The sequence below is a fragment of the Gluconacetobacter tumulicola genome, from assembly GCF_014174215.1.
Lineage (GTDB): Bacteria > Pseudomonadota > Alphaproteobacteria > Acetobacterales > Acetobacteraceae > Gluconacetobacter > Gluconacetobacter tumulicola.
The window spans coordinates 99,391-113,346 of record NZ_JABEQL010000003.1 but is presented as its reverse complement, the minus strand read 5'-3'; the positions used below and the strand labels follow the sequence as shown (position 1 = coordinate 113,346).

The window sequence follows — 13,956 nt, the reverse complement described above, 5'->3', positions numbered from 1 at the left end:
AGGGAATTCCGCATTTGACCGATACTCCCCCCATTTCCGATTCCACGGCGGACGAATCGGGCTGGCGCGTCCGGATTCTGGATCTGTCGGGCGGCGCCGAGGATGGAATCGTCGAGGATGTCGGCGGCTTCGTCGATCTGTCCCATGCCAATGCCTTCGCGCGGGCCTATGTCCGTGACAGTATCGAACGGTGCCGCGTGCCCGGTGCCTCGCCGCGCGAGGTGCTGCAATCCTGGCTGTCATTCGGCGAGGATGCCGAGATCCTGGATGTGGGCGATGAGGGCTGGCGCTCGGCGAACGAACTGGACGATTTCACCGCCAATCCGGCCACGCCGATGGAGCGGGACTGGCGGGCGCTCGATCCGCGCCGGCTGGTCGAGGATGACGAGGACGCCGACGACGAATAAGGGATAGGTGGCGGCGGCGTTCCGGCTGGTCTTTCCGGCGCGCCCGACGCATATAGGCGGCATGAAACTCCGCTTCGCGCCCAGCCCGACGGGCCTGATCCATGTCGGCAACGCCCGTCAGGCGATTGCCAACGCCCTGTATGCGCGCCGCCATGGCGCCACGTTCCAGTTGCGCATCGACGATACCGACCGCGAGCGCTCGCGCGAGGAGTATGCCGATGCGCTGCGCACCGACCTGACATGGTTGGGCATCAACTGGGATGAGACGTTTCGCCAGTCGGACCGGCTGGACCGCTATGCGGCGGCGATCGAGACGCTGAAGGATAGCGGCCGCCTGTATCCGTGCTTCGAGAGCGAGCTGGAACTGGCCGCCAAGCGCGAGGCGCGCATCCGCATGCGCAAGCCCCCGGTCTATGACCGCGCGATGCTGCGCATGACGGCCGAGCAGCGTGCCCAGGCCGAGGCGAACGGCAAGGTGCCGTACTGGCGCTTCCGCCTGTCCGACGGGATGGTGGCGTGGGACGACCTAGTCATGGGCCGGTCGCAGGTCAAGCTGCCTTCCATTTCCGATCCGGTGCTGGTCCGGGCCGATGGCACGGTGCTGTATACGCTGGCATCGGTGGTGGATGACCTGGAAACCGGCGTGACGCATATCCTGCGTGGCGAGGACCATCTGACCAATACCGGCGTGCAGATCGACATTGCCGAGGCGCTGGGCGCCCGGCCGGGTCGCTTCACCTTCGCACATCTGCCGCTGCTGCTGGACGAGGCGGGGGGGAAGCTGTCCAAGCGCTTCGACGGGTTGTCGCTGCGTGCCCTGCGGCAGGATGGGATCGATCCCGGCGCCGTCGTGTCCTATCTGGCGCGGCTGGGCAGTTCGGACGATCCGGCGCCGCTCTCCTTCGAGGAACTGGCCGCCAGTTATGATGTCCGCCGTGTCTCGCGTTCGGCCGCGCGGTTCGACATGCGGCAGTTGCTGGCGCTGAACCGCAAGGTCATGCATCAGAAGCCGTTTGCCGAGATGCGCGATCTGCTGCCCGAGGGGGCCACCGAGGCGTTCTGGTTGGCCGTGCGCGGCAATGTCGACCTGCTGTCGGAACTGCGCCACTGGTGGGATGTGGTTGCCGGCACGATTGTCCCGCCGGTGCAGGACGAGGAGGGCGCGTATCTGCTGCAGGCCCTGTCGCTGCTGCCCAATGATCCGTGGGATTCCGAGACCTGGAAGACATGGACCGGTACGATCCGGGCTGCAAGTGGCCGTAGCGGCAAGGCGCTGTTCCACCCGCTGCGCGTGGCCCTGACCGGCGAGGAGAAGGGGCCGGAGATGCGTGACCTGTTGCCGCTGATGGGCCATGCGCGGGTGGCGGAGCGGCTGCGGATCGCGGCGCGGTAATGGCAGTCGGGGGGCTGGCGCCGATCCGTTCAATTACGGAATTCTCGGCGCCCCTCGGGGCCGGAACGCGCGACGCAGCAACAGCAGGCTTATCAATGCCTGGATAATGATCGAGACGTTCGAGAGCCGCCACAGGTCGTGGAGCGTTGCCTGCGGCCAACGAGCGAACAGGAGAGTGGGCAGGACGAAGGTGGCGAGGCGACTGGCGCTGGCGGCGAATGCTGGGCCGGTGTTGCCGAAACCCTGAAATATCGCCGAGCAGCTATAGACCAGCCCCATTGCGACGAAATTCCAGGACACGATACGAAGATATTCTGAAGCCACGGCGACGACGGCCGATTTGCGCGTGAAGACCAGAACCAGCAGCTCCGGATTGAGCTGGCATAACAGCGTCAGCGCCAGCATGATCCCGCTGCTGATCAGCACAGCGGTGTGGAATGTTGCGCGAACGCGATCCGCCCGGCCCGCACCGTGATTTTGTCCGGCGATCGGAGCGGCGGCGAAAGCCACGGCCATCGCCGGCAGGAAGATCGCCTGCATTATGCGCGAACCGATGCCGAATCCCGCTTGCGCGTCGGGTCCGAAGCGACGTAGCGCCCAATAGATCACGCCCGAGATCACGAACATCAGCAGGAACTCACCGGATGAGGGCAGGCCGATCGCCGCAATCCGCCGCCATGCCGCGAACCGAGGCGCCGCCACTTTCATCCGAAGCGCCATCTCAAGCCTGCCGAAAAGGACGATCAGGATTATCGTGCCGATGATCGTTGCAATTGAAGTCGCCAAGCCAGCGCCCGCGGTGCCGAGCGGATGATTCGTGCCCCATCCCGCGATCAGGACGGGAGCGAGTGCGATGTTGAGGAATACGGTTGCGGACTGAAGCAGCATCGGTGCCGCGACGATGCCGCTCGCCCTCAACACCGACCCGAGTGCGGCAGTTGGGAACATCAACGCCAACGAGGGTAGGGAAGCGAACAGATACGCGCGTGCCGCCATTCTAGTGGCATCGTCGGCCGACAGCACGGCCATGAACCGACCACCCGCAAGATAGCCGATCAGAAGCGTTGCGACGGCGGCGGTAAGCGCCATGCTCATGGCCTGTTCGAACACGGTCTGAGCCTCGGCAGCGTCCTTGCCGCCGATCGCGCGCGAGATCAGAGACAGTGCGCCCACCGACACGGCCTGGCTCAGGGCCATGACGAAGAGCAGCACGCTCCCACCCGTCGCCACTCCCGCAACTGCCTGCCCTCCGAGTTGTGCCACGAAGTAGAGATCGACAACCAGATACATGGTCTGGACGACCAGGCCGAAACCGATGAAGCCTGCCATGCCGGCAAGAAGCCGAGGAATGGAGCCTTGCGTCAGATCACGCATGTCGACAAACCTTCGTCCTGCAAGGCCCATCCCCGTGCCGACAGCCAATTGTCAGCCTGGGGATGAAAGAGGGGGTCGAGACGCATCGGATGAACGTCCATCGGGAAAGGTTCGCTGCGCAGATTGCCGTTTGATCTGCCAAACTCATATGCGCATAGCCTGGAGCTGGTCCTGCCATCGTTCTTGACGTTTCTTGAGCGCGACATTTCGGACATAGCCGGGATCGTCATCCTCAAGTCGTTCGACGATATCGAAGGTAAAGGCGTCACTGCCGTGGATGGTCCACGCCTGCTGAAGCGTTCGGTGCGTGTTGGACCCATGCCTGAGAGTGAACCAGAGCCGGTTCTGAATAGTGGAAAGATCGGGCGCGCTGCCCACCCACACCTGACCGGTCACAGAGCAGCGGACGGCGTAGATGCCAGCCTCGACCTTTCGTTCTTTGTACGCGGCTATTGCCGCCTTTCGCTCTTTTCCCTTCATCCGCGCCATCCTCGCTTTGAAAGCGTTGTTAGCGCAGCGTGAAGATGGAGACAATATCACCCGGGTATATTGACTTATTTTTACCCATTAATAAAATCAGGATATGTCGGAATATCTCTCAATCCCCTGTACCGCCTTCGATGGCACCCGGCAGCTCGCCAGTGGAGCGCTGATCGACGTGGCACTTGCGGTCAGGGCCGCCGCTACGGCCGGGACGCATGGTCCCATCCTGACGTTTGACGATGCATCGGGCGCTGTAATCGATTTCGATCTTCGGGGGAGCACTGCGGAGATTGTCGCACGGCTGACCCGCCAGGGCGGAGGTGGATTACCTGAATCCGGAACGCACGATCGGCCTGACGGCGCGACGTTCGCGCGATCGCGCGGGCGCCCGAAATTGGGCGTGGTCGCCCGCGAGGTGACGCTTCTTCCTCGCCATTGGGAGTGGCTTGGAACACAAGCTGGAGGGGCCTCTCAGGCATTGCGTCGTCTCATCGACGATGCGCGCCGTGCCGATGGCGGACGAAACCGGGATAGGGTTGCCCGCGAGCGGGCGTATCGTTTCTTGTCGGCGTTGGCCGGCGATCTTCCCGGGTTCGAAGAAGTGATACGCGCCTTGTTTTCAGGAGACGGCGATACCTTCGCCGACCGTATGGGCGTATGGCCAGCCGACGTGAGGGCTTATGCCTTGAAGCTCGCGCAGGCGAACCTCGGCGGAGCCGATCTTCCGGAAGATGGCAAAACATAAGCAGGGAGGCAGGAGGCATCGAAGCAGGCCATTGTCCTGTCCCCTGTCCCCTGTCCTATCCCCGGCCGGTCGCCCGTGCTTTGCGCCCGCGGGCCAGTTCCGTCACCACGCCGTGCAGGGTGCGGAGTTCCTGTTCCGTGACTTCGCCGCGGGTGAAGAAATGGCGCAGGTTGCGGACCATGCCGGGGCGCTTCTGCTCGTTGCGCAGGAAGCCGCATTCGTCGAGCTGGCCGACCAGGTTGCGCATGAAATTGTCCAGTTCGCCCTTGGTGGCGACATGGGTTTCGTTGGTCATCAGCGTGCGCGGCGGGGTGGCGTCTTCGGCCATCCACCATTCATAGGCCATGATCATGACCGCCTGAGCCAGGTTCAGCGACATGAAGGCGGGGTTCAGCGGGTAGCGGATCAGGGCGTCGGCGCGGGCCATGTCCTCGTTGTCCAGCCCGGCGCGCTCGGGGCCGAACATCAGGCCGGTGCGCAGGCCGCGGCTGCTCATCTGCCGCAGTTCGGCAGCGCCGCCGCGCGCGGTCAAGACCGTCTTGACGATATGGCGGGGGCGGGGGCAGGTGGCGAAGACATGGTGCAGGTCGGCCACCGCGTCATCGACGGTTTCATGCACCGTTGCGGCGTCCAGAATCCGGTCGGCGCCGGAGGCGGCGCGCCAGGCGCGTTCCAGCGGCCAGCCGTCGCGCGGGGCGACCAGGCGCATATGGAACAGGCCGCCATTGGCCATGGCGCGCGCCGTGGTGCCGATATTCTCGGCCATCTGCGGGCGCACGAGGATAACGACCGGGCTGTTGCCGATCGGGCCGATATCGGCCCCGCCGTCACGCCCGGTCATGCGCGCCTCCAGATGGTGCCGGTAGGGCTGTCTTCCAGCAGGATGCCGCGTGCCGCGAGGTCGTCGCGGATGGCGTCGGCGCGGGCGAAGTCGCGCGATTTGCGGGCGGCGAGGCGTTCGGCGATCAGGGTGTCGATCTCCGTTTCGTCGACGCCGGCGCCGGCGCGGAACCAGGCATCGGACGACTGGCCCAGCAGGCCCAGAAGGCGGCCGGATGCGCGCAGGCCGCGTGCGGCGGCGTGGTCGCCGGCCAGGGCGCGGTCGGCCAGGGCATGCATCCCGGCCAGGGCGCGCGGCGTGTTGAGGTCGTCGCACATCGCGGCCAGAACCTCGTCTGGGACCGGATCGGTCTCGTCGAGGGGCAGGTCGCCGATGGCGCGATAGAAGCGGTTCAGCGTCTGTTTCGCCTCGTCCAGCCCGGTGCGGGTGAAGTTCAGCACCGACCGGTATTGGGCGTGCAGCAGCAGCAGGCGCAGGGCTTCGGCCGGGGTGTCGGACAGCACGTCGCGGATGGTCAGGAAGTTGCCCAGGGATTTGGACATCTTCTCGCCATTCACCAGCAGCATCGCGTTATGCACCCAGTGGTTGGCGAAGCGGCTGTGCGGGAAGCAGCACTGGCTCTGCGCTCGCTCGTTCTCATGGTGGGGGAACAGCAGGTCGCTGCCGCCGCCATGGATGTCGAAGCTCTCGCCCAGATAACGGTGCGACATGGCCGAGCATTCGATATGCCAGCCCGGCCGGCCCCGGCCCCAGGGGCTTTCCCAGCCCGGCAGGCCGGGTGCCGACGGCTTCCAGAGCACGAAATCGCCGGCGTCGCGCTTGTAGGGCGCGACCTCGACCCGGGCGCCGGCCAGCAGGTCGTCGGGCGAGCGGCCGGACAGTTTGCCGTAATCGGGGAAGTGGGCAACGGCGAAGAGGACGTGGCCCTGGGCCTCGTAGGCGTGGCCGCTGGCAATCAGGCGCTCGATCAGCGTGATCATTTCGCCGATATGATGGGTGGCGCGGGGTTCGACATCCGGCGGCAGGACGCCGACGGCGGCCAGGTCGGCGTGGAAATCGCGGATCGTGCGTGTGGTCAGGCTGTCGATCGTCTCGCCGTTCGCGTGGGCGCGGGCGTTGATCTTGTCGTCGACGTCGGTGATGTTGCGGACATAGGTGACGCGCGGATACAGGTGCCGCAGCAGGCGCACCAGGATATCGGCGGTGATCATGGCCCGCAGATTGCCGATATGCGCCAGGTCATAGACCGTTGGACCGCAATAATAGACCCGTACATTCCCCGGATCGAGGGGCGCGAAGGGAACCGTCGTGCGGCTGCTGCTGTCGTGCAGGGTCAGTTGCGGCATGGAATCGGGCATGATGGCGCCTAGATGCGACAGGGACGGGGCGGACGCAACACCCTTATGTGTGGCGGCGGCCGAATAGAGGGATGCAGCGTGTCGCATCTGGCCTTTCCGGGGCCGATCTGCTCTGGATGCGGCCATGTCGGACCCAGCCCTGCCCAAATCGGAACTTCGTCTCCTGCTGCGTGTCGCGGCCCCCATTGCCCTGGCGCAGATTGCGCAGATGGCCATGGGCGTGACCGACAGCGTGCTGCTGGGCGGGCTGGGGGCGGATGCGCTGGCCATTGGCGGCCTGTCCACGACGCTGTTCTTTACCGTCCTTGCGGTGTTGCAGGCGATGCTGGGGGCGGGCGGGGTGCTGATCGCCCAGGCGCGTGGGCGAGGGGACCGGGAATGCATTGCGCCGATCCATGCCATGCTGCTGGTGATGGCGTTGCTGCTGTGCCTGCCGTGCCTGGCGATCCTGCATCAAGCGGGGGCCTTGCTGCGGCTGATGCACCAGCCCGAATCCTTTGTCGGGCCGGTCTCGTCCTTTACCCATACCCTGATGTGGGGTGTTCCGCCGGCACTGATCGGCACCGGGGTGGTGGAAGTGGTGCTGCCGGCGCTGGATGCGCAGATTATCCTGCTGCGGGTGATGCCGGTGGTGGCTGTGGTGAATGGCGTGCTGAACGCGGCGCTGATCCACGGATGGTTCGGCCTGCCGGCGATGGGGCTGCGCGGGTCGGCGCTGGCCACGGCGCTGACCATGTGGGGCAGTGCGCTGGTCCTGCTGGCGATGGTGCATTCCCGGCCGCATCTGCGGCTGCTGCTGTGGCCCCTGCGGCCGCGTGCGGCCGACATGGCGGTGCTTCTGCGGCTGGGGCTGCCGATGTTTGCGGCGGCGGGGGCCGAGATCATGCTGTTCGAGGTCACCGGATTACAGGCGGCGACGCTGGGGCCGCATGCGCTGGCGGCGTTCCAGATCGTGCTGAGCGTGACCGCCACCACCTACATGGTGACCATGGCGCTGGGGCAGGCCGCGAATGTGCGGGTGGCCTATTGGACCGGGGCCGAGCGGCCGGAGCGGGTGCGCCGTGCGGCGCGGGTGGCGGTGGGGACCGCGATCACCGGCATGGGGGTGGTGGGTTGCCTGATCTATCTGTTCCGAGCGCGGATCGTGGGCTTCTATCTGGACCCGTCGGTGCCGGGCAATGCGGACAGTGCGCGGATCGCGACAGCGGCGCTGCTGCTGGCGGCGATCTTTCAGGTGGCCGACGGGGCGCAGGCGGTGCTGGTGGGTGTGCTGCGCGGGCGGGGGGATGCCATGGTGCCGATGATGCTGGCGATCGCCGGCTATTGGGGTGTCGGCTTCCCGCTGGCCAACTGGCTGGCCTTCCGCTGCGGGTTTGGCGTGATGGGGCTATGGGGCGGCATCGCGACGGCGCTGGTGGTCGTGGCACTGCTGCTGGCGGCGCGGGTTGTTTACTCGTTGGGGAAGGGCCTGCGGGCGGCAGGGATGCCGCCCGAGGCGGAGATCAGCGGGATTCCACGCCGATCTGCTTGATGTCGTGGAAGGTCAGGTCGGGGTTCATCTCGGCCGTGCGGCGCATCATGAAGGCCGAGCCGGCGAGGAAGACCGGATCGCCGTCCAGATCGTCCGCCATGGCAGAGCGGTTGGCCATGGAGAACAGTTCCAGCTTCGCCTTGTCGCCCACCACCCAGCGCGCGAGATTGTAGGGGGTGGATTCGAAGCCGATGCTCACCCCGTATTCCCCGGCCAGACGGGCTTGAAGCACGTCGAGCTGGAGCGTGCCGACCACGCCGACGATGGGCGGGGCGCCGTCCTGCGGGCGGAAGAGCTGGACCACGCCTTCCTCGGCCAGTTCGGTCAGGGCCTGGCGCAGTTTCTTGGCCTTCATCGCGTCGTCCAGCCGGACGCGGCGCAGGATTTCCGGCGCGAAATGGGGCACGCCGGTAAAGCGCAGGTCTTCGCCCTCGGTCAGCGTGTCGCCGATGCGCAGCGTGCCGTGATTGGGGATGCCCACCACGTCGCCGGCGAAGGCTTCCTCGGCCAGCTGGCGGTCGCGGGCGAAGAAGAATTGCGGCGTGTGCAGGGCGAACTGCTTGCCGGTGCGGGTGTGCTTGAGCCGCATGCCGCGTTCCAGCCGGCCGGAGCAGATCCGCGCGAAGGCCATGCGGTCGCGATGGTTGGGGTCCATGTTGGCCTGGATCTTGAAGACCAGGGCGGTCAGGCCGGTCTCGTCCGCGCGGACGGTGCGGTTTTCGGTCGCCTGGTCGCGGGGCGGCGGGCCGAAGGCCACCAGCGCGTCCAGCAGGTCGGTCACGCCGATTTCCTTCATCGCGCTGCCGAAGAAGACGGGCGTGAGGTGCCCGGCATTGAAGCTCTCGCGGTCGAAGGTCGGCAGGGCGGCCTCGGCCAGTTCCAGCTCCTCGGCCAGTTGCACCATGCGCGGGTCCGACTGATCCAAGGGGGGCGATACATGAAGCTGGCGCGTGCGCAGATCGTAGGTGCCGGCGAACTGCGCGGCGCGGCCGACGGGCCAGGTGGCCGGCGCGGTGTCGAGCGCCAGCGCGGACGAGATTTCGTCGAGCAGCGTGAACGGGTCCTGCGCCTCGCGGTCCATCTTGTTGATGAAGGTGACGATCGGGATATCGCGCAGGCGGCAGATCTCGAACAGCTTGCGGGTCCGGTCCTCGATGCCCTTGGCGGCGTCGATCACCATCACCGCGGAGTCCACGGCCGTCAGGGTGCGGTAGGTATCTTCCGAGAAATCCTCGTGGCCCGGCGTGTCGAGCAGGTTGAAGATGCAGCCGCCATATTCGAACGTCATCACCGAGGTGACGACCGAGATGCCGCGATCGCGCTCGATGCCCATCCAGTCCGACCGGGTGCGGCGGCGTTCGCCCTTGGCCCGCACATTGCCCGCCATCTGGATCGCGCCGCCCGCCCGCAGGATGCGTTCGGTCAGCGTGGTCTTGCCCGCGTCAGGATGCGAGATGATGGCGAAGGTGCGCCGCCGGGCGATTTCGCGGGCGATGGTCGGGGCGAGTTCGGAAGAGGGCTCGGCGTTCACGGCAAAATCCCATGCGGGCTGTGGAATCGGGCAAGGCCGGCGGGCTGTTGCGTCAGCCAATAACTATAATCGGTAAGCCGGGCCGGACAGGCGGTCTGGTGAGCGAGAGTGCCGCGCAGCGGCACGCCCGTCGTGCGTTTCCGAGCACCGGAGCGGAGCGGCCTTGACGGCCGTGAGCACCGGAGCACAGGAAACGCGCGTCGGATCGCCGCCAGCGCGCCTGTCCGACCCGGCTTAAAATGCGGACGCCGGGCGTGGGGGGGTCCCCACGCCCGGCGCCGCGGTCGTTGGTCTGGAAGACCGGATCAGCGCGAGTAGAACTCGATGACCAGGTTCGGTTCCATCTGCACCGGGTAGGGAACGTCCGACAGCTTCGGCGCGCGCACGAAGCGGCCCTTCATCTGGCGGTGATCGACTTCCACATATTCCGGCACGTCACGCTCGCCGCTCTGGGCCGCGTCGAGGACGATGGCGAGCTGCTTGGACTTCTCGCGGACCTCGATCACGTCGCCATCGCGCACCAGGAAGGACGGGATGTTGACCTTGCGGCCGTTGACCGTGATGTGGCCATGGCTGACGAACTGGCGGGCGGCGAACGGCGTCATCGCGAACTTCAGGCGATAGACGACCGCGTCCAGCCGGCGCTCCAGCAGGTCGATCAGGTTCTCGGAGGTGTCGCCCTTGCGGCGCACGGCCTCGTCATAATACTTGCGGAACTGCTTCTCGCTGATGTTGCCGTAATAGCCCTTCAGCTTCTGCTTCGCCATCAGCTGGACCGAGAAGTCCGACGGCTTCTGCTTGCGGCGCTGGCCATGCTGGCCGGGGCCGTATTCCCGCTTGTTGACCGGCGACTTCGCGCGGCCCCACAGGTTGACGCCAAGGCGGCGGTTGATTTTGTACTTGCTCTCGAGGCGCTTGCTCATCGCGCGGTCTTTCATAGTCGGTGGGCGGCATCATGGCCCGAAGGCCGGCCACCGCCCTGTATTGCACCGGTAGGCCCTGTTCCGCATGAACAGGGCGGGCGCGAACCGCATTACCGGCGCCGGGGAGCAATCACCCGATCAGGCACCGGCCGGTCCGTCCACGTTCCCGGCAGTGGGGCTGGCGTATAGGCGGTCCGGCCCCGGCCTGTCAACCGGATGGGCGGCGGTGCGGATGCCGGCCATGCGCGGACCGGGCGGGCGAAAAAAGCCGGTGCCGCGGGGCGGGAAGTCCGTATACTCCGGAATATCTTCTGTTTCTGGCATCGAGGAGAGGTCATGGCCACCCCGTTCACGCAGCGCTGGGGACTGTTTGTCCTGCTGGGCCTGCTGTCCATCGCGCTGGGCGTCGTCGCCTGGATCGATGCGATTTCCGTCACCCTGGCCAGCACCGTCATTATCGGCATCGTGCTGGTGATCGCGGGTGGGGCGCAACTGTTCCATGCCTTCGCGGTGCGCGACTGGGGCGGCTTTGTCCTGTCGCTACTGGGCGGCGCGCTCTATGTCCTCGGTGGCTTCTCGCTGATGTACGAACCTGTCACCGGTTCGGTCGTGCTGACCCTGTTCATCGCCGCCTGTCTGATCGTGTCGGGGACCATGCGCATGCTGATCGCGGCGCGCCACCGCGAGCTGAACGGCTGGTGGATCATCCTGGGCGCCGGGCTGATCAGCCTGCTGGTTGGCGTGTGCCTGTATCTGACGCTGCCCTGGTCGGGATTGTGGCTGATCGGCATCTTCATTGCGGTGGAGCTGATCGCCGCCGGAGTGGGCTGGGTCCAGTTCGGCCTCGGGCTGCGCCGGGCGAACGCGCTGACCGGTCCCTGAAAGGAGCCGGTCCACGGGGACGGAAACGGGGGGCCTGCCCCCCCGTTTTCATGTACGGGGCAGGCCGAGGCGGGTGCGCAGTTCCGGTGCCGTCAGATTGGCTTCGAACCCGTTGGAGCCGGGCTGGAACAGGCGCGCGGTGGCCAGCGGGCCGACCGCGACCGGGTCGAACCCGGCCTCGGCAATCAGGCCGCCCACGGTGCGCATGGACGCCGGATCGTCACCGGCATAGGGAATGCCGAGTAGTGGCGGCGTGCGATGGGCCTCGGCCTGGATGGTCGACATGTCCTCGGAATTGAAGGCACGGACGACGTGGGCGCCGGGAAAGAGGGATTGGGTGAGGATGCCCGCGCCCTGCTGCCTGGCCGTGCGGGCGATGTCGCCGTCGCGCCACGGGTAGGGGTTGCAGGCATCGATCACGATCTTGCCAGCCAGCACGCCGTGCAGGCTGGCGCCGAGACCGGGCAGGGCGCCGTAAGGGACGGCCAGCAGGACGACATCGCCGAACCGGGCGGCATCCTGTGGCGTGCCGGCCTGGGCGTTTGCGCCCAGCGCCTCGGCCGCCGAGCGGGCCGAGCCGATATCGCTGGCCGAGAGCATGACCGGATGGCCGGCGCGCAGCCACAGGCCGGCCAGGGTGCTGCCGACATGGCCGGCCCCGATGGTGCCGATCCGCAAGGGTTGCGCCGCCACGGCAAGGCGGGCGGGGAGCAGGGCGCAGACGCCGGCGAGGAGCGTGCGGCGGTGCACGGGGCGATTCATGCCTGATGCCACAGGGCGGTCAGAGGGCCGCCGGCGCCTTTTGCCGGGTCGTTGGCGGGGAAGGGAACATGGTTCATCCGTGCAAGCTCCTCGGCTGACAGCGCGCCGCGGCGCAGGTCGAAATGCTGGTCGGGCGGATAGGCGCCGACGACCAGGAAATCGTCATCCGATCCCAGGTTGCGATGGCCGGTGCCGGCGGGCAGCAGCACGACGTCACCGGCGCGGACATCGACGACCCGGCCGCCGGGGCCGCCCAGCATCAGGCGCGCCGAACCTGAGGCGACGCCCAGCACCTCGTGCGCCGTGGAATGGAAATGGTGGAAATCATAGACGCCCCAGCGCCATTGGGGCGGCCAGCCATTGGCCGTGAACAGGTCCTCGAACGCCGAAGCCGGGTCATGGACCGGCAGCGCCAGCACGTTGCGGTAATAGAGTACCGGCAGATGGTCGTTGTTGGGCACCCAGTCGTTGCGCGGCAGCATGAAGGACTCGACGTCATGATCTGCGGCGCCGGCGGCGCAAATGTCGGTCCCGGCCAGCGACAGGCCGATTCCGGCGAGGAAGGTCTGGAAAGCGCGTCGCGAGACGGTCATGTCCGGTATCCTCCAGCGGCGGTTGGAGGCGCCAGTATGTCCCGTCCCCGAAACGGGCGAACAGTGAAAAGCAGTTTATGAACCGCTCGCGGCCGGTATCGCCGTGTTCAGCCTGTATTCAGCGCAGGGGCAGCGGGATGTGGTTGACGGTCAGGATGCCGCCCGCCCATTCGACGTCCCACGACGTATCGGCGGCATCGGCATGGTGCCCGACCAGGTTGGCCATGATCAGGGCGGCGGCCGGACGGGTCTGGCCGGCGGCGCGCAGGGTCTCGATCAGTTCGGGCAGGTTGCGCATGCTCATATGGCCGGTGGCGGACGCTGCGTCGGGGCTGCCGGTCAGTTCCGCCGAGCCGCTGCCTTCGAGCTGCATGTCGCCACGACGGGCGCGTAATGTCCGGATTGTGACCGGTACCGCCACGCTACGGGCCGGCCGGCCGGCGGTGGCGGCCAGCAGGGGGCCGAGCGCCTGTGCCGGCAGGGAGAAATCCGACCGCGCGTCCTGGGGCAGCAGCGATGCCAGCACGGTGTCGCCGGTCATGCCGGCGCCGCCCAAGTCCAGCGAAACCGCGATGGGCTGGGCCCCGCTGCCGCCCGCCAGGTGCAGGTGCAGGGCGCCGAAGCGGATCTGTTTCGCGCCGGTCTGGGCGACCGGCGACGACCAGGAAATATCGTAAGTTTGCCCGGTCTGGAGCCCTGCCAGGATCGGCTGGAGCGTCGCGAGGAAATAATCCGCCGTGCAGCCGGCGCCATGGTGATTGACCAGCGCGCCCAGCAGCACCACCGATGCGGCGTCCAGAATATCGCGCATGTCGCGCGCGCTGCCGCCGGCGCCGCTGACCGTGACCGATGCGGCATGCAGCGACGGGGCGTCCGTGCCGGGTGAGAAACGCAGGACATAATTGCGGGCCGTGGCCTCGGTCGGTGAGGCCGACAGGCTGCCGGCCCCGCCGACGGCACAGGCCGGCGGCAGGGGGGCGGCATGAGCGCCGGAACAGTTCATTGCCAGAACGGCGCCGAAAAGAGCCGGCAGAACGGGAATGCGCATGGTCATCGACTTGCCCCGGGAATTGCGATCTTATACCGCCCTTCCTTGGCACGGGATCGTGACCGAGGCGAGGCAGGCTGCGATG

Annotated in this window: 14 protein-coding genes; 5 read left to right on the top strand and 9 right to left on the bottom strand. The window is 66.9% G+C overall.

Annotated elements, in window-relative coordinates; translation table 11 throughout:
* Positions 1-14: 14 nt before the first annotated feature.
* Both HLH29_RS03130 and gltX read left to right on the top strand, forming a co-directional pair.
* Positions 15-407 carry a hypothetical protein gene (locus HLH29_RS03130; RefSeq protein ID WP_246373708.1) on the top strand — a complete coding sequence of 131 codons (393 nt, stop codon included), beginning with the start codon at positions 15-17 and terminating at the stop codon, positions 405-407.
* A 61-nt stretch (positions 408-468) separates the two neighbouring features.
* Positions 469-1,800: a glutamate--tRNA ligase gene (gene gltX / locus HLH29_RS03125; protein ID WP_182964683.1), complete on the top strand. Its 1,332-nt coding sequence runs from the start codon at positions 469-471 to the stop codon at positions 1,798-1,800.
* Between the two features lie 33 nt (positions 1,801-1,833).
* On the opposite strand, the gene HLH29_RS03120 is transcribed toward gltX, so the two are convergent.
* Positions 1,834-3,174, bottom strand: a complete 1,341-nt coding sequence (locus HLH29_RS03120) for an MATE family efflux transporter (protein WP_182964552.1) — start codon at positions 3,172-3,174, stop codon at positions 1,834-1,836.
* A gap of 144 nt (positions 3,175-3,318) precedes the next feature.
* Positions 3,319-3,654, bottom strand: coding sequence for a GIY-YIG nuclease family protein (locus HLH29_RS03115; protein ID WP_182964551.1), 336 nt, complete (start codon positions 3,652-3,654; stop codon positions 3,319-3,321).
* Positions 3,655-3,757: 103 nt separating this feature from the next.
* On the opposite strand from HLH29_RS03115, the gene HLH29_RS03110 reads away from it, so the two are divergent.
* Positions 3,758-4,402 (top strand): DUF2239 family protein, encoded by a 645-nt coding sequence (locus tag HLH29_RS03110; RefSeq protein ID WP_182964550.1) that lies wholly within the window; start codon positions 3,758-3,760, stop codon positions 4,400-4,402.
* Between the two features lie 55 nt (positions 4,403-4,457).
* Here HLH29_RS03110 and HLH29_RS03105 read toward each other — a convergent pair whose 3' ends face one another.
* On the bottom strand, positions 4,458-5,243 hold the full coding sequence (locus HLH29_RS03105) for an RNA methyltransferase (RefSeq protein WP_182964549.1): 786 nt from the start codon (positions 5,241-5,243) through the stop codon (positions 4,458-4,460).
* Complete coding sequence (gene cysS, locus HLH29_RS03100) at positions 5,240-6,601, bottom strand: cysteine--tRNA ligase (RefSeq protein ID WP_182964682.1); 1,362 nt, start codon at positions 6,599-6,601, stop codon at positions 5,240-5,242. Before cysS ends, HLH29_RS03105 begins: the two co-directional genes overlap by 4 nt.
* 124 nt (positions 6,602-6,725) lie before the next feature.
* On the opposite strand from cysS, the gene HLH29_RS03095 reads away from it, so the two are divergent.
* Positions 6,726-8,132 carry an MATE family efflux transporter gene (locus HLH29_RS03095; RefSeq protein ID WP_182964548.1) on the top strand — a complete coding sequence of 469 codons (1,407 nt, stop codon included), beginning with the start codon at positions 6,726-6,728 and terminating at the stop codon, positions 8,130-8,132.
* On the opposite strand, the gene HLH29_RS03090 is transcribed toward HLH29_RS03095, so the two are convergent.
* Positions 8,104-9,663: a GTP-binding protein gene (locus HLH29_RS03090; protein WP_182964547.1), complete on the bottom strand. Its 1,560-nt coding sequence runs from the start codon at positions 9,661-9,663 to the stop codon at positions 8,104-8,106. The two genes, HLH29_RS03095 and HLH29_RS03090, sit on opposite strands and share 29 nt — an antisense overlap.
* A gap of 305 nt (positions 9,664-9,968) precedes the next feature.
* Entirely contained in the window at positions 9,969-10,586 is a 618-nt protein-coding gene (rpsD, locus tag HLH29_RS03085) for a 30S ribosomal protein S4 (RefSeq protein ID WP_114726960.1), read from the bottom strand.
* Positions 10,587-10,922: 336 nt separating this feature from the next.
* Here rpsD and HLH29_RS03080 point away from each other — a divergent pair, with 336 nt between their 5' ends.
* A complete protein-coding gene (locus tag HLH29_RS03080) occupies positions 10,923-11,468 on the top strand; it encodes an HdeD family acid-resistance protein (protein ID WP_182964546.1) in 546 nt (181 codons plus the stop codon).
* Positions 11,469-11,516: 48 nt separating this feature from the next.
* On the opposite strand, the gene HLH29_RS03075 is transcribed toward HLH29_RS03080, so the two are convergent.
* The 3 genes from HLH29_RS03075 to HLH29_RS03065 all read right to left on the bottom strand — a co-directional run bounded on the left by HLH29_RS03075 (position 11,517) and on the right by HLH29_RS03065 (position 13,877).
* On the bottom strand, positions 11,517-12,230 hold the full coding sequence (locus tag HLH29_RS03075; RefSeq protein WP_182964545.1) for an NADPH-dependent F420 reductase: 714 nt from the start codon (positions 12,228-12,230) through the stop codon (positions 11,517-11,519).
* Complete coding sequence (locus tag HLH29_RS03070; RefSeq protein ID WP_182964544.1) at positions 12,227-12,823, bottom strand: cupin domain-containing protein; 597 nt, start codon at positions 12,821-12,823, stop codon at positions 12,227-12,229. The genes HLH29_RS03075 and HLH29_RS03070 overlap by 4 nt, the downstream gene beginning before the upstream one ends.
* 118 nt (positions 12,824-12,941) lie before the next feature.
* On the bottom strand, positions 12,942-13,877 hold the full coding sequence (locus HLH29_RS03065) for a hypothetical protein (protein WP_246373706.1): 936 nt from the start codon (positions 13,875-13,877) through the stop codon (positions 12,942-12,944).
* Between the last annotated feature and the right edge of the window lie 79 nt (positions 13,878-13,956).